This is a genomic window from Glaesserella australis, from assembly GCF_003260095.1.
Lineage (GTDB): Bacteria > Pseudomonadota > Gammaproteobacteria > Enterobacterales > Pasteurellaceae > Glaesserella > Glaesserella australis.
In genome coordinates, this window is record NZ_PTPX01000009.1 from 50,593 (window position 1) to 71,403 (window position 20,811).

At 40.6% G+C, this 20,811-nt stretch carries 15 protein-coding genes and 1 pseudogene; 9 read left to right on the plus strand and 7 right to left on the minus strand.

Features of this window, described 5'->3' with window-relative positions:
* Positions 1-19: 19 nt before the first annotated feature.
* The 9 genes and pseudogenes from glgC (at position 20) to C5N92_RS04610 (ending at position 10,529) form a co-directional block, all read left to right on the plus strand.
* Entirely contained in the window at positions 20-1,309 is a 1,290-nt protein-coding gene (gene glgC / locus C5N92_RS04570) for a glucose-1-phosphate adenylyltransferase (protein WP_111749682.1), read from the plus strand.
* 117 nt (positions 1,310-1,426) lie between these two features.
* A complete protein-coding gene (gene glgA / locus C5N92_RS04575; protein ID WP_111749683.1) occupies positions 1,427-2,860 on the plus strand; it encodes a glycogen synthase GlgA in 1,434 nt (477 codons plus the stop codon).
* Between the two features lie 150 nt (positions 2,861-3,010).
* A complete protein-coding gene (guaB, locus tag C5N92_RS04580) occupies positions 3,011-4,474 on the plus strand; it encodes an IMP dehydrogenase (protein ID WP_111749684.1) in 1,464 nt (487 codons plus the stop codon).
* Between the two features lie 47 nt (positions 4,475-4,521).
* The gene (locus tag C5N92_RS04585; RefSeq protein WP_111749685.1) at positions 4,522-4,947 is read left to right on the plus strand and encodes a hypothetical protein; all 426 of its coding nucleotides are present in this window, start codon (positions 4,522-4,524) and stop codon (positions 4,945-4,947) included.
* 11 nt (positions 4,948-4,958) lie between these two features.
* Positions 4,959-5,585, plus strand: a complete 627-nt coding sequence (locus tag C5N92_RS04590) for a DUF1919 domain-containing protein (RefSeq protein WP_111749734.1) — start codon at positions 4,959-4,961, stop codon at positions 5,583-5,585.
* A gap of 129 nt (positions 5,586-5,714) precedes the next feature.
* Positions 5,715-6,416 (plus strand): NYN domain-containing protein, encoded by a 702-nt coding sequence (locus C5N92_RS04595; protein WP_111749686.1) that lies wholly within the window; start codon positions 5,715-5,717, stop codon positions 6,414-6,416.
* 22 nt (positions 6,417-6,438) lie between these two features.
* A complete protein-coding gene (gene guaA / locus C5N92_RS04600; protein WP_111749687.1) occupies positions 6,439-8,010 on the plus strand; it encodes a glutamine-hydrolyzing GMP synthase in 1,572 nt (523 codons plus the stop codon).
* A gap of 202 nt (positions 8,011-8,212) precedes the next feature.
* Positions 8,213-9,412, plus strand: coding sequence for a tyrosine-type recombinase/integrase (locus C5N92_RS04605; RefSeq protein WP_111749688.1), 1,200 nt, complete (start codon positions 8,213-8,215; stop codon positions 9,410-9,412).
* A gap of 117 nt (positions 9,413-9,529) precedes the next feature.
* A pseudogene (locus tag C5N92_RS04610) lies at positions 9,530-10,529 on the plus strand (IS481 family transposase).
* A 66-nt stretch (positions 10,530-10,595) separates the two neighbouring features.
* On the opposite strand, the gene C5N92_RS04615 reads toward C5N92_RS04610, so the two are convergent.
* The 7 genes from C5N92_RS04615 to C5N92_RS04645 all read right to left on the minus strand — a co-directional run bounded on the left by C5N92_RS04615 (position 10,596) and on the right by C5N92_RS04645 (position 20,795).
* Entirely contained in the window at positions 10,596-10,850 is a 255-nt protein-coding gene (locus C5N92_RS04615) for a hypothetical protein (RefSeq protein WP_111749689.1), read from the minus strand.
* Positions 10,850-11,143: a hypothetical protein gene (locus C5N92_RS04620; RefSeq protein ID WP_111749690.1), complete on the minus strand. Its 294-nt coding sequence runs from the start codon at positions 11,141-11,143 to the stop codon at positions 10,850-10,852. Before C5N92_RS04620 ends, C5N92_RS04615 begins: the two co-directional genes overlap by 1 nt.
* 73 nt (positions 11,144-11,216) lie before the next feature.
* Positions 11,217-18,404 carry a TipJ family phage tail tip protein gene (locus tag C5N92_RS11365; protein ID WP_111749691.1) on the minus strand — a complete coding sequence of 2,396 codons (7,188 nt, stop codon included), beginning with the start codon at positions 18,402-18,404 and terminating at the stop codon, positions 11,217-11,219.
* 3 nt (positions 18,405-18,407) lie between these two features.
* Positions 18,408-19,052 carry a tail assembly protein gene (locus tag C5N92_RS04630; protein ID WP_111749692.1) on the minus strand — a complete coding sequence of 215 codons (645 nt, stop codon included), beginning with the start codon at positions 19,050-19,052 and terminating at the stop codon, positions 18,408-18,410.
* The gene (locus tag C5N92_RS04635; RefSeq protein ID WP_111749693.1) at positions 18,989-19,750 is read right to left on the minus strand and encodes a C40 family peptidase; all 762 of its coding nucleotides are present in this window, start codon (positions 19,748-19,750) and stop codon (positions 18,989-18,991) included. Before C5N92_RS04635 ends, C5N92_RS04630 begins: the two co-directional genes overlap by 64 nt.
* Positions 19,751-19,752: 2 nt before the next feature.
* Entirely contained in the window at positions 19,753-20,466 is a 714-nt protein-coding gene (locus C5N92_RS04640) for a phage minor tail protein L (RefSeq protein WP_111749694.1), read from the minus strand.
* Positions 20,466-20,795 (minus strand): phage tail protein, encoded by a 330-nt coding sequence (locus tag C5N92_RS04645; protein WP_111749695.1) that lies wholly within the window; start codon positions 20,793-20,795, stop codon positions 20,466-20,468. The genes C5N92_RS04640 and C5N92_RS04645 overlap by 1 nt, the downstream gene beginning before the upstream one ends.
* Positions 20,796-20,811: the final 16 nt, after the last annotated feature.

Consider the following 20,811-nt stretch of genomic DNA (forward strand, 5'->3'; position numbering starts at 1 on the left):
CCTACTTGGAGATAACAACATGTTAAAACAGGAAGCTTCTACAGACAGACGTAATCTTACCGCACAAACTTTAGTGCTTATTTTAGCGGGTGGTCGTGGCTCACGCCTTTATGAACTTACCGATAAACGTGCAAAACCTGCAGTTTATTTTGGTGGTAGCCGTCGTATTATTGACTTTGCATTATCTAACTGTATTAACTCTAACTTATTGAAAGTTGGGGTAATTACTCAGTACGCTGCACATTCACTACTACGTCACTTACAGCGTGGTTGGTCGTTCTTACCTTACGAACGTAATCAATATATCGATATGCTTCCTGCCCGTCAGCAAATCGACGAAAACACATGGTATCGTGGTACAGCGGATGCGGTTTATCAAAATATGGAAATGATGAAATCACACTATCGCCCAAAATATGTGATTATCCTTGCAGGCGACCATATTTATAAAATGAACTATAACCGTATGCTTGAAGATCACGTGGACTCAGGAGCGAAATGTACCGTTGGCTGTATCGAAGTGCCACGTGAACAAGCGACTGAATTTGGTGTGATGGCAGTAAACGAAAAATTAAAAGTACAAGCTTTCGTTGAAAAACCAGCTAATCCGCCTGCAATGCCAGATAAACCTGAATCTTCTCTTGCTTCAATGGGAATTTATGTCTTTGACGCAGATTATCTCTATGAAATGTTAGAAAGTGAGGTTAGCAACCCAGATACTTCTCATGACTTTGGTAAAGATATTATTCCAAAAGCAGTAGAACAAGGTGTTATCTATGCTCACCCATTTGAACGTTCTTGCGAAGGCCGTAATACAACAGGATCTATCTACTGGCGTGATGTAGGTACAATTGATAGCTATTGGTCTGCACATATGGATCTCGTGAGTGAAAAACCACAACTTGACCTATATGATGAATCATGGCCAATTCATGGTCGTCCACAACAGACTGCACCAGCTCGTTTCTTCTATAAAAAAGCACGTGCACACACCCTTGATAACTCACTTATCGCAGGTGGCTGTGTGATTACTGATGCAGAAATCAGTAACTCTGTGCTCTTTAGCCGAGTCCATGTTGAAGAAGATAGTGTTATCGAACAATCTGTTATTCTTCCGCAAGTAAATATCGGTAAAAATTGCGTGATTAAACGTACTGTTATTGACCGTCACTGCACCATTCCTGATGGCTTGCAAATCGGGGTTAATCCTGAAGAAGATGCGAAATACTTCCGTATCAGTAAAGGCGGTATCGTGCTTGTTTGCCAAAAAATGTTAGATAAACTAGCAAAAGATAAAGCAAACGCATAATAATGTTTGAAAATGGCACAACAATGCTGTTGTGCCGTTTTACAAGCGGTCAATTTTTTCAAAAATTTTGCAACTAAACACAACAAATCTTTAATATCAAAACTGGTTATTCATTAAATGAAAATTTTACATGTTTGTTCAGAAATGTACCCGCTTATCAAAACGGGTGGACTTGCGGATGTAATGGGCGCACTTCCCTATGCACAACAATCCGTAGGTAATGATGTTCGAGTATTAATTCCTTATTATCCGCAAGTGGCCGAAAAATTAGGCGAAACCGTTGAAGTTGCCACTGTAGGCACATTCGCAGGCGTGATAACTATTCGATTTTCCTATTTCAATGGCTTAGGGGTTTATGTGATCGATGCCCCACATCTGTTTAACCGCCGTCTACCTTACTATGATGATAACTATCAAGACTACACCGACAACTACAAACGCTTTGCGTTATTAGGTTATGTTGGGGCTCAACTCGCTTCAGGCTTAGATCACTGGTGGGGCAGAAGTGATGTGCTACACGCTCACGACTGGCAAGCTGGTCTTGCTTGTGCTTATCTCAAAAGCTGGAACAGCCCTGTTAAAAGCGTCTTCACCATTCACAATATCGCCTATCCGGGTCGTTTCCAAGCGTATCATTTAGCTGAATTAGCACTACCATGGGAATATTTCCACATTCATGGCTTAGAGTTTTACGGAGAGATCTCTTACTTAAAAGCCGGTCTATTCTACGCAGACAGAGTAACCACCGTCAGCCCAACTTACGCCCGTGAAATCACCGAACAGATCGCAGGGGCAGGTATGCATGGCTTATTGCAACAACGTCTTGCCGAAGGGGCATTACGTGGTATCTTAAACGGCGTGGACGACAGCGTTTGGAACCCTGAAACCGACAGCAACATCGTGGCAAATTACCGCCCGAACTATATGCAAGGCAAAGGCAAAAACAAATCGGAACTCCAACGCTATTTCGACTTGCCAGAAGATAAAGATGCCCTACTGTTTGTAATGGTTACCCGTTTAACCGAACAAAAAGGGGCGGATTTCCTGTTGGCTCGTATCGATCAAATAATGCAACACAATGTACAGCTCGTGGTTCTCGGTAGCGGATCGCCTGATTTAGAATGGGCATTGCGTGATGCACAATCTCGCTATCCACACAAAATCGGCTTAAAAATCGGCTACGATGAAGCCCTATCGCACCAAATCATCGCAGGTGGAGATGTGATTTTAGTGCCAAGCCGTTTTGAACCTTGCGGTTTAACCCAACTTTACGGCTTAAAATACGGCACATTACCACTGGTTCGCAGAACAGGCGGATTAGCCGACACCGTAAACGATGCTCACAAAGAAAGCATTGAAAACCGTACAGCCACAGGCTTTGTGTTCAGCTATCCTGATGCCGATAATTTCTATGATGCAGTAATGCGTGCGATCAATTTATGGAGCAAAAATAAATTGTGGTCAAGCGTCCGCCAAAATGCTCTTGCTCAAGATTTTGGTTGGGCAAAAGTAGCACAGCAGTATCAAGATCTTTATCATGAAATTGTCTAAAAATAATGGCGAGCAAGTTGCTCGCCTTCTTTTTACAAAATTTTCAACAAATCCGACCGCTTGGAAATTTACAATTCAATGAGATCTCTGTATAATCCGCCCGCAATTTTTCCAACTTTGTTTTAAACTTTTATTTAAGGAACTATTGCAATGCTACGAGTAATTAAAGAAGCACTCACCTTTGATGATGTTCTTCTTGTCCCTGCACACTCTACTGTGCTTCCAAATACCGCAAACCTTTCTACTCAACTCACTAAAGAAATCCGCCTTAATATTCCTATGCTTTCTGCTGCAATGGATACCGTTACCGAAACGAAATTAGCGATCTCCCTTGCTCAAGAAGGCGGAATCGGTTTTATCCATAAAAATATGTCGATTGAACGCCAAGCAGATCGTGTGCGTAAAGTGAAAAAATTTGAGAGCGGTATCGTTTCTGAACCTGTTACCGTTTCACCTGAAATGAATCTTGGTGAACTGGCTGAATTAGTGAAAAAGAACGGTTTTGCTGGCTACCCTGTTGTTGATGCAGAAGGTAATTTAGTCGGTATTATTACCGCTCGTGATACACGTTTTGTGCGTGATATGACCAAACCTGTCTCAGAAGTGATGACGCCAAAATCTCGCTTAGTGACCATTAAAGAAGGTGCAACTCGTGAAGAAATTTTGGATTTGATGCACGATCACCGTGTTGAAAAAGTATTAATGGTTGATGATAGTTTCAAACTCAAAGGCATGATCACCGTGAAGGACTATCAAAAAGCAGAACAAAAACCAAACGCTTGTAAAGATGAACTGGGTCGTTTACGTGTAGGCGCAGCCGTCGGTGCAGGTCCGGGGAATGAAGAGCGTATTGATGCACTCGTTAAAGCCGGTGTAGATGTGTTACTTATCGACTCGTCACACGGACACTCTGAAGGCGTATTACAACGTGTACGTGAAACCCGTGCGAAATACCCGAATTTACCGATTGTGGCAGGTAATGTAGCAACGGCAGAGGGGGCGATTGCGTTAGCTGATGCAGGTGCAAGTGCGGTCAAAATCGGGATTGGACCAGGCTCAATTTGTACTACTCGTATCGTCACAGGCGTAGGTGTTCCACAAATTACCGCTATTGCGGATGCGGCAGAAGCACTAAAAGATCGTGGTATTCCAGTGATTGCCGACGGCGGTATCCGCTATTCAGGCGATATTGCTAAAGCGATTGCCGCAGGTGCATCTTGCGTAATGGTTGGCTCAATGTTTGCGGGTACAGAAGAAGCACCGGGCGAAATTGAACTTTACCAAGGCAGAGCCTTTAAATCTTATCGTGGTATGGGTTCATTAGGGGCAATGTCAAAAGGCTCATCAGACCGCTATTTCCAATCAGATAACGCCGCCGATAAATTAGTGCCAGAAGGCATTGAAGGACGTATTCCATACAAAGGTCTCTTAAAAGAAATTATCCATCAACAAATGGGCGGATTACGCTCTTGTATGGGCTTAACAGGTTGTGCAACTATTGATGAACTACGTACTAAAGCACAATTTGTACGCATTAGTGGTGCAGGCATTAAAGAAAGCCATGTACACGATGTCACTATTACCAAAGAAGCACCAAACTATCGAATGAGTTAATGATATTCCCCTCATGATGAGGGGATTTCTCATTCACAAGGATAACAATGAAATTAAAAATAACCTTTTTTTCAGCGATTTCAGCGCTACTTTTAACCGCTTGCAGTAGCGGTAACTTTTCGCAAAGCGATTTAAACAATGATATTTATAATGGCTATTGGGCAATGACTCCCGTTGATGATATACATCGCGTGGTTAAATTTGAAACAACGGGCGAAGTTAAAATTTATGACTATACCTGCGATTACCAATACCAAAGCTATAAATTAAACGGCACAGAACGTTATTATTTAACCACTATTGGCTCAAATACGTTTAATGTATTGGATGAAAATAAAAAAGCATTCTCTAAATTTGAAATCACTCAATTAACTAAAACGCATTTAAAAGCAAAACAATATTTTAATGATAAATCATTAGGCTCTTTAAACTTAAATTATTTTAATATTAAAGGTGCAAAACCTATTTGCTAATGGTAGAGAAAATGTTTTCAATAATAAAACGGAAAATAAATCAATTACGTCGTTCATCAATAAATCAAAGAAATAAACAACGGCTGACTAATCATCAATTTTCGGTGATTTCAAGTAATTGTAACGGTGCATTTATGCTACATGATTTAGGTGAACGATTTAATTCGCCTTTTGTGAATCTCTATCTCACGCCAAAAGATTTTATTCGCTATTTAAAACGTATTGAATATTACCAAAAACAAGAGATCACTTTTCCAAAAGAGAAGCAAAAGCACTACCCTGTTGGTCAATTAGATGATATTACGATTTATTTTATGCACTATCATTCAGAACAAGAAGCAGTAAAAAAATGGCAAGATCGTACCGCTCGTATGAACTTAGACAATTTGTTCATCATCATGACCGACCGTGACGGCTGTGATTACCAAGATCTTGTTGAGTTTGAACAACTTCCTTTTAATAACAAAGTGGTTTTCACCCATAAACCTTACCCTGAATTAAAATCGGCTTTTTATATTCAAGGATTTGAAAACCAAACTCAAGTGGGCGATCTTTTTGAATTTAGCGGTTGGAATGGCATGAAATATTATGACCAATTTGATTATGTTGCGTGGTTTAATCAGGGGCACAAGCGGTAGGATTTTATTAAAAATTTAGTTACACAAAAATTAAAAAACAACCTACGTTGTATTTGTGTAAGCGCTACACAGGAAAATGAAGATAAATTTAAAATAGTATATGTCATAATCTATAATTAAGGATAAGCTATGGAAACACAAAAGGTTGCTATTTTAATTGATGCTGATAATGCTAATAGTGCATTGATTGAACAGATTCTAAATGAAGTTGGAAAATATGGGCGAATCACTGTAAAAAGAATTTACGGTGATTGGACAACACAAAGAAATAATAAATGGAAAAATGTATTAAATACTTATGCAATACGCCCTATTCAGAAATTTGCATATGCTAATGCTAAAAACTCTAGTGATATTGCACTAGTAATTGATGCAATGGATTTATTACATTCAAAGATTGTTGATAGTTTTTGTATTGTATCTAGTGATAGTGATTATACAGGTCTTGCTCATAGAATTAGAGAAGAAGGTCTTAATATTATTGGAATTGGAAAAGAACATACACCTGAAGCGTTTAAAAAAGCCTGTATTACATTTATTTGGGAAGAAAATCTAGAAAATAATAATGAAACCAAATTTAATAATGTGAAACTACCTTCAAACAAAAAGGTTATCAATTATGATTTGATACAAAAAGCATTTAATATGGTTCAAAATGATAGTGGAATGGCATTATTTTCAAAATTTTCGGAAGCATTAAGAAAAATAGATCCTGAATTCGACTATCGCTCCTATGGGTTCAACAACTTTACAAATTTCTGTAAATCTTTATCTGGATATGAAATATTTACACATCAAGATAAAACAACTTATTCATTAAAAGTTAAATAATTTTATTAAATAAGGGAATTAAATGACAAACATCCACAACCATAAAATTTTAATTTTGGACTTCGGTTCACAATATACACAGCTGATCGCACGCCGTGTGCGTGAGATTGGGGTTTACTGCGAGCTTTGGGCTTGGGACGTGACGGAAGAGCAAATCCGTGAGTTTAACCCAACGGGGATTATTCTTTCGGGTGGGCCTGAAAGCACCACCGAAGAAAACAGCCCACGTGCACCTGAATATGTGTTTAATGCAGGTGTGCCTGTGCTTGGGATCTGCTATGGTATGCAAACCATGGCAATGCAGTTAGGCGGTCTAACAGAAACTTCCGATCACCGTGAGTTTGGCTATGCATCCGTTGAATTAAAAGCAACTGACGCACTATTTGCAAAACTTAACGATGATCTCACCGCTTCACAGCCAAAATTAGACGTTTGGATGAGCCACGGCGATAAGGTCACTCGCTTGCCTGCGAATTTCCAAATCACTGGCGTAACGCCAACTTGCCCGATTGCGGCAATGTCGGACGAAAGCCGCCGTTTCTATGGCGTGCAGTTCCACCCAGAAGTAACCCACACTAAGAGCGGTTTAGAATTACTGAAAAACTTTGTGGTCGGCATTTGTGGCTGTGAAACCAAATGGACGGCGGAAAACATCATTGAAGACGCCGTAGCTCGCATTAAAGCACAGGTGGGCGATGATGAAGTGATTTTAGGCTTATCAGGCGGTGTGGACTCATCTGTTACCGCATTGCTGTTACACCGTGCAATCGGCAAAAACTTGCACTGCGTATTCGTCGATAACGGCTTGTTGCGTTTAAACGAAGGCGATCAAGTAATGGAAATGTTCGGCGATAAATTCGGCTTGAACATCGTCCGTGTAAACGCAGAAGACCGTTTCTTAGACGCACTCAAAGGTATTGATGAACCTGAAGCGAAACGCAAAACGATTGGTAAAGTGTTCGTGGACGTGTTTGATGACGAATCGAAAAAACTCACGTCTGTCAAATGGTTGGCACAAGGCACAATCTACCCAGATGTGATCGAATCAGCCGCAAGCAAAACAGGCAAAGCTCACGTGATCAAATCGCACCACAATGTTGGCGGATTACCAGATTATATGAAGCTTGGTTTAGTTGAGCCATTGCGTGAATTATTTAAAGACGAAGTTCGTAAAATCGGCTTGGCATTAGGCTTGCCTGCTGAAATGCTCAATCGCCACCCATTCCCAGGTCCAGGCTTAGGCGTGCGTGTGTTAGGCGAAATTAAGAAAGAGTACTGCGATTTAGTCCGCCGTGCTGATGCGATTTTTATGGAAGAGCTTCACGCTTCAGGTTGGTACTACAAAGTCAGTCAAGCATTCACCGTGTTCCTGCCTGTAAAATCTGTTGGTGTAATGGGCGATGGACGTAAATACGACTGGGTTGTTAGCTTGCGTGCAGTAGAAACAATTGACTTTATGACCGCTCATTGGGCTCACTTGCCATACGATTTACTCGGTAAGATCTCAAATCGTATTATCAATGAAGTCAATGGCATTTCTCGTGTGGTGTACGACGTTTCAGGCAAACCACCTGCAACGATTGAGTGGGAATAAAAAATCCGCTTTTCAGTTAATTTCAATTCATTTCAAAAATAGCTCAAAGCCCTGTAATTACAGGGCTTTTCTATTTCACATCATTTCATAGTATTTCGTAGTAGTTTATTTTTCTTTCGGTAAAATTGACGGTATAGCCTTGCGCTTGTCGGTAAAAAGATAGAAAATACCGTCAAATTAATGACGGTAAAAATAACGTAAAATGCTAACAGATACAAAAATCAAATCTCTTAAACCCAAAAACAAACTTTATAAAGTCGCAGATCGTGATGGACTTTATGTGACAGTATCTACTGCCGGTACTATAACCTTCCGGTATGATTACAGAATCAACGGCAGACGAGAAACTCTAACAATAGGCAAATATGGTGCTGACGGTATCAATCTTGCGGAAGCACGTGAACGTTTGATGATTGCTCGTAAGCAAGTAAGTGAAGGTATTTCGCCCGCCGGAGAAAAGCGGGCCGAACGAAATCAAATTCGTAATGCTGATCGCTTTTGCGTATTTGCTGAAAAATATCTTGCCGATGTACAACTTGCTGACAGCACCAAGGCTTTACGTGTTGCTACTTATGAGAGAGATATAAAAAATACGTTCGGTAATCGTCTGATGACGGAAATCACAACGGATGAAATTCGTCGCCATTGCGAGCAAATTAAAGATCGTGGCGCACCGTCCACGGCTATTTTTGTGCGTGATTTAATTGCTAATGTTTACCGTTACGCTATCCAGCGTGGGCATAAGTTCACGAATCCAGCGGACGAAATAGCGAACTCATCAATTGCTACATTTAAAAAGCGTGAACGCACATTAACACCACGTGAAATTCATTTATTCTTTAATGCCCTTGAGGAAACGCAATCGGATTTTGGCTTGAAAAAAGCAGTCAAATTCATTCTGCTAACGCTTGTACGAAAAGGCGAGTTAATCAATGCCAAATGGAATGAAGTGGACTTTAAAAATAAAGTTTGGACCATTCCTGCAGAACGAATGAAAGCAGATCGTGCGCATAATGTGTATTTATCTGAACAGGCTATTGATTTAATCGTGGCATTTCAGATTTATTCGGAAGGATCACCATATTTGTTACCTGGCCGTGTAAATCGACAGCAGCCAATCGCTAATAGTTCACTAAATCGAGTTATTGCTAATTGCATTAAATACATCAACCGCCATGAACAGTTAATTGATGATTTTACTGTTCACGACTTACGCCGTACTGGCTCTACTCTACTACATGAAATGGGTTTTAATAGTGATTGGATTGAAAAAAGTTTAGCCCATGAGCAACAGGGTGTGCGTGCTGTCTACAATAAAGCTGAATATGCGGAACAGCGCCGAGCAATGTTGCAACAATGGGCTGATAAAGTTGATGAATGGATAAAAGGTATTAATTTGTAGTAAGAGCTAATAGCCTGTAGAAGATCAGACTTAATCTGACAAATCACTCTAAAAGTGAGAGTTTCCCGTTTAGAATATGAGTGCAAAAATTCAATCTAAACAAAAAAGGAAACTCTCATGTTTTATTCTAGCAATCCACTCATTAAACACAAGACGGGTTTATTAAATTTAGCAGCAGAACTCGGTAACATCTCTCAAGCCTGTAAAGTGATGGGGATGAGCCGAGATACCTTCTATCGATACCAACAAGCCGTAGAGCAAGGTGGTGTTGAAGCTCTACTGAATCAAAATCGACGTGTACCCAATCTCAAAAATCGGGTAGATGAAGCCGTTGAACAAGCTGTTGTAAAGTTTGCCTTAGATAATCCTGCTTTTGGACAAGTACGTGTAAGTAACGAGCTTCGTAAGCAAGGCATCTTTGTATCATCAGGTGGCGTACGTTCAATTTGGCTTAAACATAACCTGGCAAACTTTAAACAAAGATTGGCAGCTCTTGAGAAATTGGTTGCAGAGCAAGGCATCATTCTTAACGGAGCACAGGTGCAAGCGTTAGAGCGTAAGAAAGAGGATGATGTGGCTTGTGGTGAAATCGAAACCGCACACCCAGGCTATCTAGGCTCACAAGACACCTTCTATGTTGGGAATTTGAAAGGCGTTGGGCGTATCTATCAACAAACCTTTGTTGATACTTATAGCAAAGTCGCCTTTGCAAAATTATACACAATGAAGACCGCTATCAGTGCTGCTGATATGCTCAATGATAAGGTGTTACCTTACTTTGAAAGCCAAGGATTACCAATGTTACGTATCTTGACGGACCGTGGAAGTGAATATTGCGGTAAGGTAGAAAATCACGATTATGAGCTTTATTTAGCGATAAACGATATTGAACATAGTAAAACAAAGGTGAAGCATCCGCAGACAAATGGTATCTGTGAACGCTTCCATAAGACAATTTTGCAAGAGTTTTATCAAGTGGCATTTCGGAATAAAATTTATACTGATTTAGCGACATTGCAAGCTGATTTAGATGAATGGTTGATGTATTATAACCATGATGGCAACTTTACTTGATGGGAAACGAATTTGGGCAGAAAAGAATTTAAGCTCAAATTAATCTGACAAGCACTGTAATTTTAAACGGGGACTGTCAGATTGGGTTTGATCTTCTACAAATAGCCATCTACAGAGAATGGCCATTTACTGTTTCTTTACTTTTTCGCTTATAAAACACCCACCCCAAACATCTCACCGCCATCCAAGCACACCAAGCAAAAACAGGACGTTTTTGAGCGATTAAACATTCTCGCAATCTACGATCTGCTTCTGCTCTACTCACTTTCCCATTTTGACCGTAATCACGATCGTGCTGATGACAGCAAGTATTTATGTTTTCAGGGGCATTTTTCAGCCCCGTGCAATATTGTTTCTTTGCCATTAAACCTGAATCATCCCTTGCTCTTTCATATAATGGTAGATACGACCTAACATGAGATCTTGGAAAGATTTGCCGATGCAATCTTTGGTCAATGGGGCAAACATAATCGTTTGTACTTGTGATGCATCAAGGTATTTGTACTCTGTCACAAGCGGGTTGAACTCGGTGATTTGTTCGTTCTCTTCCGTTGCAGTACCGATTTGGTAGGTGACGTTCATTGAGCCGTCTGGGTTCATCCCGAAACCTGCGATAGTTGAATAAACTGGATTTAAAATTTTGTTAAATGTTGTCATATAAGACTCCTTTGGTTTGTGTTAGAAAAAGAAAAACCCCAAATGATAGTAAATCACTTGGGGCTTTGTTGAATTAAACATTGTTTATAAAAAAGACAAATTGCGTACCCTCTGGTACTGCCGAACCGCCGTTATGCGTAAATGATAACGTGATGTCCGTATTAGCGGGTAGCTCAATCGTACCTTGTAACGTTACGACATGATTTTGACCATCGTATCCGTTTGTGCTGGCACTGAGTTTTAACTGTCCATTCATCAGTACCTGAATAGTTGTGGCAGATGTTGTACTCCAATCTCCAACATCATTTTCCCCTGGACCAGGACGATACCAAGTACTGATTTGGACTAATAATACTGGCATTAAAAAAGCAATACGATTTTTATTGGAACGCGGTATCACGATTTGATCAATTACATAATCTCTCTTTACTTTACGCAAAGAGGATGAATAAACCTTTACAACATCACCTATAATATTCTGTGCTTCAATCGTTATACCCTCAATTCTTGCACCTTTAATTGTCCCACCATTGATTGTTGTACCACTAATCGTGGTGCCTGATATCGTACCACCACTAATCGTATTACCAGATATTGTGTTACCTGTAATCGTTACCCCACGAATACTCCCCGCCGTCACCGCACCCAAATTCGCACTAATCGCAGATAAACTATTGATGTTAAGCTTATCTGCTGTAAGAGATTGGGAAACAACATGACCAGCATTAACAGAGTTAGCAGATAAATGATGTGCTGCAATCGCATTACTTGCAATTTCATTCGCTGTGATGGTATTAGCCGCCATTTGTTGTGCGGTAATAGTGTTTGTAACAATACTGCCACCATGAATTGCGGTTACTCCCGCATTCTGCCAAGGGCTAGGCTCTCGGGTATGTTCGGTGCATTCTTCGAGCATTGGGCGACAGACGAACATATAACTATTTGCAGGATTTGCTCCAGTAACTGTTGCTGATTTCCGTAAATGCATACGAATGTATTTACAGTCTGCTGGGGTCTTTACCTTTCTGAAAACACGATCTGCATTAACTATCCCCGCAAATGATTTTGGGTTAGCGGTGGTATGTACTGCACTACCTATCACCGTGTTATCAGATCGATAAAATTGCAAAATCATCTCGACTTTGCTTGCCCTATGGTTACCCATATATACGGAGGCTATATACCACTGGCTAGGATTCACAGGGATATTTTGCCAAATACCAATGATAGATGTAGATCCTAAATCTTCACCAGTCGAGTATTTGACTGTATTTTCATTAGGCAAATAAGAGCCTTTTGCCATACCCCAATCAGGATCTTGGAAACATTCAAAATTGCCTACATTTCCTTCTTTTGTCCACCCATAAGGTATACCGTTTGTTGGATTGGCGAATATTGGGTTAAAAATTAAATTCCCACCCAATCCAATCGTTAATTTATCCGCAGAAATCTCCCCTGCTGCAATATGATTTGCCCGAATTGCACCTGCTGCGATTGCTCCAGCCTGTACCGAGTCAGTCGCCATCATTCTAGCCGATACTGTTCCATCTGCAATCAAATCGCCATTAACCGCTACTTTGTTATTAACCACACCAAACATCGGTTTAACGTTACCATCTTGTGCATTTTTGACCACGTTAAACTTATCAGCCATCACAATCACAGAACTTTCGCTACCACTTGCACCCATTGAGATGCCAGCAATGGCTTTTTTGCCACCAGTAATCGCAACGGCTTGGATTGTGTGCATTGCACTGACAGTGCCATTAAGTGTTGTGATAGATTGACTTGTTGTGGATAGGCTCGATTCAGCATTTCCTAAGCGAGTTGTTAATCCTGATATTTGAGTCGCTTGTGCTTGCTCTTTATTTGACTGGGTTAACTTGTAACTCGTCAATTCTGCTGACACTACATCGATAGACTGCTCTACATCTTCGGGAGCAGGTGTCCAGTCCGTTGCAATAGTACCTAATTCTAATTTAGGGTTTTTTACCACAATATCATCTGCAACAATATCATATAGACGGATTAATGGTGCTGTGAGCCGAATAATGCGACGTCCTTCTGGTACTACATAAGTTTTACTAATTCGACCATTAAAACTCTCTGTACCATCTGCGGGTATGACCTTAAAAATATTAAGGTAAAAAGTACTCTTATCATCTAGCCAAACTCGCACTTCTGCACCAACAGTAAACCATTTAGCATCAGCAACTGTCGATCTAGTGGCATTCGTGTAATTTACATCGCAAGATATAACCAAACTATTAATTTTGGCGTAATCTATGGACGGACTCAAATCAAATATTATTTGATGTCTTTGTGTCTGAGTTATACTCGTGGCAGATCTTAATATAAGATTTCTACCGCCAACCTTAACACTATCCACTTTAGCTTGAGCATCCGCCTGCCAAACAGATTGCAGCGACTGCTGAGCAATACTTGCCACCTCAGTTTTACTTGCCTTAGTAGATTCAATATTGCTGATAGTCGACTCAGCGGCTCCAACACGAGAAGTCAACGTAGCAATTTTATCTGAATTTGCTTTATCGCCATCCGCTCGAGCTTTTTGCTCCGTGACTATTTTTGCCTCAAAATCTGTTTGATTAGCTGTAAGATTGCGGTTTACTTGCGTAAAATTTGCGGCAACTTCACTAAACTTAGTCGCCACTGAGCTATTCAGGGTCGTCAGTGTTTGCTCTGCCGCACTGATTTTACTCTCTGCCGTCCCCAATCTTGCTGTATGTGCCGTGATTTGGTCAGTCTGTGCCTTATCTACATTAGCCTGAGTAGCTTTGTAAGTGGTTAAATCCGCTGATACCGCATTAACCGAGCTTTCAATATCTTCCGGTGCTGGGCTCCAGCCGGTTGCGATATTGCCTTTCTCCATTTTAGGTAGCTTGAAATTTATATCAATACCTGTTGCTGCGTAAGAAACAACCTCAAAATTAACCGAAACCACCTCAAAAGCAGCTATATCTTGATAAACTAGTGTTACAGTATATAGCTTATATTCCCGACTATTAATGAGGATAGTTTTACTAATATCCGACGCTTTAGTGGTATTATCTCTCCGTCTAAATCTGATAACTAAATGACCATCTTGATTAGATTTAGCTAAAAAACTTATTGTATAAGCTGCCCCAATTTCAGGGATTTCTGGTAACGTATATACAAGGAATACTCCCGAACCTTTACCTATGAAGGTCGCTTCTCCATCAACTCTAGTAACGGAACCACCCCAACCCGTAATAAGTTGTGACGAATTACGCAATAAGTTACGTCCACCTATCTGCAAACTATCAACTGCCGTTTTAGCATCTGCTTTCCAAATTGCCTGCAACGCAGTTTGAGCAATACTAGACACTTCGGTTTTATCTGCTTTGGTAGATTGGATATTCGTGATGGTGGATTCTGTAGCTCCAAGTCTTGAGGTTAATGAGGCGATCTTATCCGCGTTTGACTTATCACCATCGGCTCTCGCAGTCTCTTCTGTAGAAATTCGACTACTAAGATCAGTCACATTCTGATTTGTTCGTGTAAAATTCGCTGTAACATCATTAAATCGAGTTGCAGTGGACTCTCTTAGTGTTGTCAAAGATTGTTCGGTTGTTTGAATTTTACTTTCTGCTTCTCCCAAACGTGCAGTATGAGTAACCAATTGCTCAGATTGAGTTCTGTCTATTTCAGCTTGTGCTGACTTATAACTTGTCAACTCTGCTGAAACCGAACTAATAGACTGCTCTACATCCTCAGGAGCTGGACTCCAGTCTGTTGCAATTGTGCCTAATTCTAATTTAGGGTTTTTAACTATCATTGCTTCAGCAACAATATCAAAAATCTGAATTTTTACTGAATCAATTGCCCTTACGATTTTATCTGCCGGCATGGTAAATTTAGCAAAAATACGCCCATCAAAACTAGTTGGTGCTACTGTTGCAAAACGCCAAACAGACAAATATTGATTGGTTCCATCTATGTAATGAACTCTGATTTCTGCCCCAATTCTAAACCACTTTGCACCAGAAGTTGTTGCTCTTATTGCATTTGTATAAGCTACATCACAAGATAATACTAAATCTCTAATTTTCGCATAATCCAAATGACGACTAAGCTTAAAGTTTATTGTTCCTTGTGCCATAAGACTTTGGTTACTATTCAGCAATAAATTTCGTCCGCCAACACTCATCCCATCAATCTTCGCATTAAGGTTTTGGCTTAACTCTGAAACACTACGATTAGCACTTGTCACACTATTCTGCAAAGTAGCAATACTACTTTCCGCATTCGCCACTCTCGTCGTCAAGACTGTTCGTGCTTGTGATTCGGCATTATCTCCCGCAATGCGAGCTAGGCGTTCTTCAGACAAGCCTGATAACGCATTATCGGCTTTAGCGGTTGCTGTTGTAATTAACTGGGCTTGATCACGATCTACTTGCTCTAATCGGCTCACCGCAGTACCACGAGCATTCGCTTCCGCTTGCAAGGCTTGCGTTCTGGCAGTTACTTCAGCAGAGATTGCCGTTGTTCTCGCTCTTGTCTCTGCTTGTATCGCTTGCGTGCGTTGATTGACTTCCTGAGCTAACGCACTTTGTACGGTGTTAGCTTTGGATAAGGCATTATTGGCTGTACTGCTTGCTTGGGTAAGCTGATTAATAAGAGCTTGGTCTAATTGACTACTTGCAAGTTTTCCTTCTAAATCGACCGCTTGTACTTTAGCGGTGTATTTTCTGCCGTCCCATACATATAACTTGCCGTCAGCTTCGTTATACAATTGGTTATGCCCAATGTTTTCCGTTGGGTTATCAATGCGAGCAACGGTTTTAGTCATCTCTAATTTGCGTGCCGGCATTGCTGTATCAAAGACTTCATCAATGATATTTTGCCCTAGCTTTTCATTCAGTAACGCAAGCTCGGCATCAATATCTGCCCCTGTTTCCGCACTTAAGCCTTGCTGTTGGTAAAAATCACCAACATTTTGCCCCCTTGTATGGCGTAGCCAGTAGTATCGTATTTGTCTTGCCCCTATAGCGTGGCTGTAAAAGCTGGCTAACACTTTGGCGATACGTTTGGCTGTGCGGATATCATTGGTTTCACTTGCCCAAATTTCCGTTTGGGTCACGTTATCCACATAATCCCACGCAAGCGAGATCTCACTTAATCCGCCAAGCACTTGTACATTTTGTGGAACAGGTGGTCGATTGATCGTAAATGTTTTGCTTTTTTCACTAACAATCTGACCGCTTGCATTCCTCGCCTGAATAACAATTTGATACTCACCATCAGGTAAATTGTCAAATGCTACTTCACTGCTTGTTAGCCCTTTGTATTGAGCATATAGTTTACCAGCTTTAATAATGCGGACATCGTAAGTTACAGTGCCGACACCACTTGTTGTTTGCCACGTCAATTTTGCATTGCCCGAGGTAAGATCGACATCTAAATGTTCCACTTTAGGAGCTTGGTGCAAGGTAGTATTAACTGGCTCAAATACAGCCCCATTATCGACAATCGCTTCTTTCTGCGGTTCGTGCTGCAGAGCAACAATGGTGTAACTGCCATTATCATTTTCAGCAATTGACATTGCTCGATAAAGACGAGATGTAATAGTTTGAGTTGTTAATGACCAAATAGATGTATCAGTTAAACCAACCGGTTCACTGTCCAAGGTGATCACATTGCCCTTTGCTCGTAAGATACGAATATGACTATGTTTAGCTTCAGCATTTATATAGCAAAAATAACTATTACCATTAAGTTGTATTGCACGATCAAGCGTTACTGTGTGGCCATTAAATGACAATACTCGTCCGCCAATATCTGTACCAGCATAATTATTATCTGACACACGGATAATATCGCCAGGGATATGCATCAAGCCTTCTGAACCAACACTAAAAGTGATTGTTTCTGTTTCTAATCTTTCTGTTTCTAAGATCCAACGACCTGTACAGTATGCTTGCCCACGATTAGTACAACCAAACGCCACTACTTTTTTCAGATTCAAGCCGTACTTACGAATGTCATCGTCATTAGAGACATATTCAATTGTTTTCTCATAATTGTTGGCAGCATCTTGATATTCAACTTGGATAGCATTGCGGCGAGCCTTAACTGCAGAATATTGACGAGAAAATTCACCATTGATTACATTGGCATTAGTATAAGTCCAAACAGGGTCGCTTGGTCGGTCCATTATCACTGTCAATTCTGTACCATTCCAGACAGGCATCGCACGGAAAATTGAGCAAATATCGTTAATTACATCGTAAGCTGAGCGTTGTTCAGTCATCCACACATTACAAGTAAAGCGTGGGCGTTTACCACCATATCCGTCAGGAATCATCTGATCGCAATACTGTGCAGCTTGATATAAAGCCCACTTATCTACACCAAATTCGCCTAATCTATGACCTAAGCCGTAACGTTTATTTGTAACAATATCCATAAGGATTAATGCTGGATTGTCACTATAAGCGATCTTAAAAGTCCCATCCCATAAACCTGAGTAAGTACGAGTTACAGGATCATAATTGCTCGGCACTTTGATTTTAATACCATAAATTTCATAGCTACGGGTTGGAATATTAGAAAAATAATCAGAGTCAAATTTAATTCCAACTAATGCTGTGTTAGGGTAAGCAAAGTCTGTATCGATAATTTCAGTATAGCTTGCCCAAATCGTTTTATTCTGCAGTCTTTGACTTTTTGAATCATCCTGCATTCGCTCAACTTTTACAGTAAATGGTACAGGTGGTAAGCTATCAATAACGAGATTACGTAAATACTGCGAACTATATTTACCATCAATCGATAAGTTATAAACTTGACTACCAACAGTAATTTTGAAATCAACTGTTGCTCCCAATGTATCTCCATTATCTTCTTGACGAAATAGTGCAGATACGCCCAACGTTAGACGTAACCGAGTTACTTTTCCATCGGTAATTGTTCGAGTTAATGGTGTACGTTTTCGAACTTCAGTACCTACAGAAATTTCTTTCTCAGTGGTATCAAAACCAACCATCACAGCTTGGTCTTGGCTGCCAATTCTTCCCGCTGTTTCAATATTGGTAAAATTATAACTATCGTCTTCCGCCTGAATCGGAGTATTATCTAAAAAGACTGATTTCGCTCCGTTCACTAATCCTTGGATTTCTCCTTCAGAAATAACTTCAACAATCTTAATTTGTTGTGTTGATCGCCCACTATCAGGAGCTTCATATGGCGTACGACCTTCGCCACCACTACTTCCACCCATATATCACCCCTTTGTAAATCCGATTGGTTTATCTTGTTTATCTTTCTCGCTTTCCGCATCGTAGGTTTCCACCCCTTGCGAAATGATCATAGCCCCACATCTAATTCGGCCATAAGCTAACGGCACAGGTTGACCTTGAGCAGCAATATTCTGAATATTGCCAAAGCCTGAAGATTGTTTTTTATCTGAGTCACTGCCAATTCCACCCATTGAAGGTGTTTTTGTTAGCATCATTGACACACCACTAAGCATCATGGATACCCCCATCATTGTGCCCATCGTTGCCATACCATACCCAGATGCTCCCAAATATCCCCAACCAGCTGCACCACCAGCATACCAAGATGCTGCAACTAAAATCGCACCGACGACTAAATTAAATACGCCTGCTTTTTTAGCCCCTGCAACGACAGGGGTAATATGAATCGTCATTCCTGGTTTCAGCCGATAAAATAAGCCTTGCTCTAAATAGCGATTATCGAGATACTGCCGTCCAATGCGGACTTTATAAAATCCTTGCTGCATTGTTTGGCGAAGATTAGGCAACTGTGAAAATAAGGCTTTCAAGGCTTCAGCCGTATCTTTTACATCGAGCTGAAATTCCGAGCCAAATGTTTTAAGGGAACCATAAAATCTAACTGTGACCATTGTTCAAATCTCCAAATACTATGAGTGTGTTTTAGCCAGTAGCCATCATACAAATCCCGTTTTGATAAACGTTTTGGGCTATGATGTAAGACCATTTGCTCCCCAAGGTAAATGCCTGCGTGGTTTGGCACATCTGCACCTACTTGCATTAAAATTACATCGCCAACTTGTAATGACTCACTATCATCTAATCGCTTAAAGCCGTGATTTTCCATATTCTGTAGATAAAGATTTCCACCTTTCACCCACCATTCGTCCACGCGTTCAAAATTGGGAAAATCTGCTCCAGCCAAGAAATAGAAATCGCGGAAAATAGAATAACAATCCGACTGACCGTGAATAAATTCTCGCCCTACAAGCGGTTGGATCACTGGAAATTTTTGCAAGTGACCGCCACATACCAACCAAAAATCAAACTGGAGTAAATCCTGCATTTGACGGTCCGCAATTGACAACCGCATTTCACCATTTGGGTGAGAATGAACTACAGCAATAATCTCGCCTTTCTGTTCTGCTTGGATAAAATCATCAGGCGAAATCTCGAAGTAATTTTCAGGATCGACAGCAACATTTTCACAAGATAAAAAAACTGGCTCGCTTTTCTGATAACTCAAAATAACAAAACCGCAGGCTTCGTTAGGCTCTGCGGTTTTGCAATAAGTAAGAATTTCTTTTCTTAATTCATCAGGGATTTTCATTTTTAACTCAACTTATTCACAGCAATAAATCCACCATAATTTCTGGTATTGTTCCGTAACTGGCAAGCACGTAGGCAACCACTGCACTTGTCATTTTTTGGATCAATGGTTGGCTGATCTTTATCGGTAAACATTTCTGTTCCCGTGTAGCCACATTCACTTGAACGATACACCCAACCACAAGTCACTAACATTGTGCGACTATTAATTAACGCATTATCTGTTTCTGTTGGTAGAGCTAATGTAAAAGTGGCGATCTCGTGGGTAAGATTGCTTAACTGTTCAATTAGATAGTAACTTACCCGTTCTTGTTGTGGATCAGAGTATCGATTACCATCTTTAAAATTGACCGCATCAAGAAACTTCGCATAAACCTGACGACGACGAACAATCGCACCAAGGCATTGTTCAAATTCGTTCGATAATCCTGTAATAAAGCCATTCAAGTTAGCAACAGTTAGCGTAGGACGATTGCTTGGGCCTTGTCCCGATAATTCAAATCCTTCCGCCTTAACCCCAAAAGGTTGATAAGTTTGCCCTTGCCATACTATGGGCTGTTGTAATTCGTTCGTGCCCGCATAAAATCGGAATAACTCACCACGTTCTCCCAATGTTGATGTCAGGTTTCGCAGATCAACTTCAAATAGACTTAATAAAGCATCTTGCTCTAACTTAGCCAGCTCAAGCTGAAACTTAGGGGAAATGTGACTTGGCATTAGATTACCTCTTCAAACTCACAACTAAACTTGGTATGGGTTTTGCCTTTGGAGGTCGACCATTTCGGGCAGACGACTTTAACGATACCACGATCTTTATCCAGAAACTGGAAGGCTTTTACCCCACCGTGATTTGTAAAAAAGCGGTCTAAAATGACCGCTTGTGAATGGACTAGGTTAAACGACAGGCTATATTTTCGTTGTAATGGATTGAGCCCATCAACGATTCGTTGCTGATAGCCATCGCCAAATTGATTGACCTTTCGCCGAGGTTCGTTTTCACTGGTGTAACCTGGCTGTGGGCAAAAAGGGAGTGTTTGTAGGGTCATTTTTACATCCTAAATT

Coding starts and splice junctions, on each gene's coding strand:
- C5N92_RS04645 (WP_111749695.1), bottom strand. CDS start 20,795: ATGACCCTACAAACACTCCCTTTTTGCCCACAGCCAGGTTACACCAGT.
- C5N92_RS11365 (WP_111749691.1), bottom strand. CDS start 18,404: ATGGGTGGAAGTAGTGGTGGCGAAGGTCGTACGCCATATGAAGCTCCT.
- C5N92_RS04620 (WP_111749690.1), bottom strand. CDS start 11,143: ATGACAACATTTAACAAAATTTTAAATCCAGTTTATTCAACTATCGCA.
- C5N92_RS04590 (WP_111749734.1), top strand. CDS start 4,959: ATGTTTTCAATAATAAAACGGAAAATAAATCAATTACGTCGTTCATCA.
- C5N92_RS04585 (WP_111749685.1), top strand. CDS start 4,522: ATGAAATTAAAAATAACCTTTTTTTCAGCGATTTCAGCGCTACTTTTA.
- C5N92_RS04615 (WP_111749689.1), bottom strand. CDS start 10,850: ATGGCAAAGAAACAATATTGCACGGGGCTGAAAAATGCCCCTGAAAAC.
- C5N92_RS04630 (WP_111749692.1), bottom strand. CDS start 19,052: ATGGTCACAGTTAGATTTTATGGTTCCCTTAAAACATTTGGCTCGGAA.
- guaB (WP_111749684.1), top strand. CDS start 3,011: ATGCTACGAGTAATTAAAGAAGCACTCACCTTTGATGATGTTCTTCTT.
- C5N92_RS04640 (WP_111749694.1), bottom strand. CDS start 20,466: ATGCCAAGTCACATTTCCCCTAAGTTTCAGCTTGAGCTGGCTAAGTTA.
- C5N92_RS04605 (WP_111749688.1), top strand. CDS start 8,213: ATGCTAACAGATACAAAAATCAAATCTCTTAAACCCAAAAACAAACTT.
- glgC (WP_111749682.1), top strand. CDS start 20: ATGTTAAAACAGGAAGCTTCTACAGACAGACGTAATCTTACCGCACAA.
- glgA (WP_111749683.1), top strand. CDS start 1,427: ATGAAAATTTTACATGTTTGTTCAGAAATGTACCCGCTTATCAAAACG.
- C5N92_RS04595 (WP_111749686.1), top strand. CDS start 5,715: ATGGAAACACAAAAGGTTGCTATTTTAATTGATGCTGATAATGCTAAT.
- C5N92_RS04635 (WP_111749693.1), bottom strand. CDS start 19,750: ATGAAAATCCCTGATGAATTAAGAAAAGAAATTCTTACTTATTGCAAA.
- guaA (WP_111749687.1), top strand. CDS start 6,439: ATGACAAACATCCACAACCATAAAATTTTAATTTTGGACTTCGGTTCA.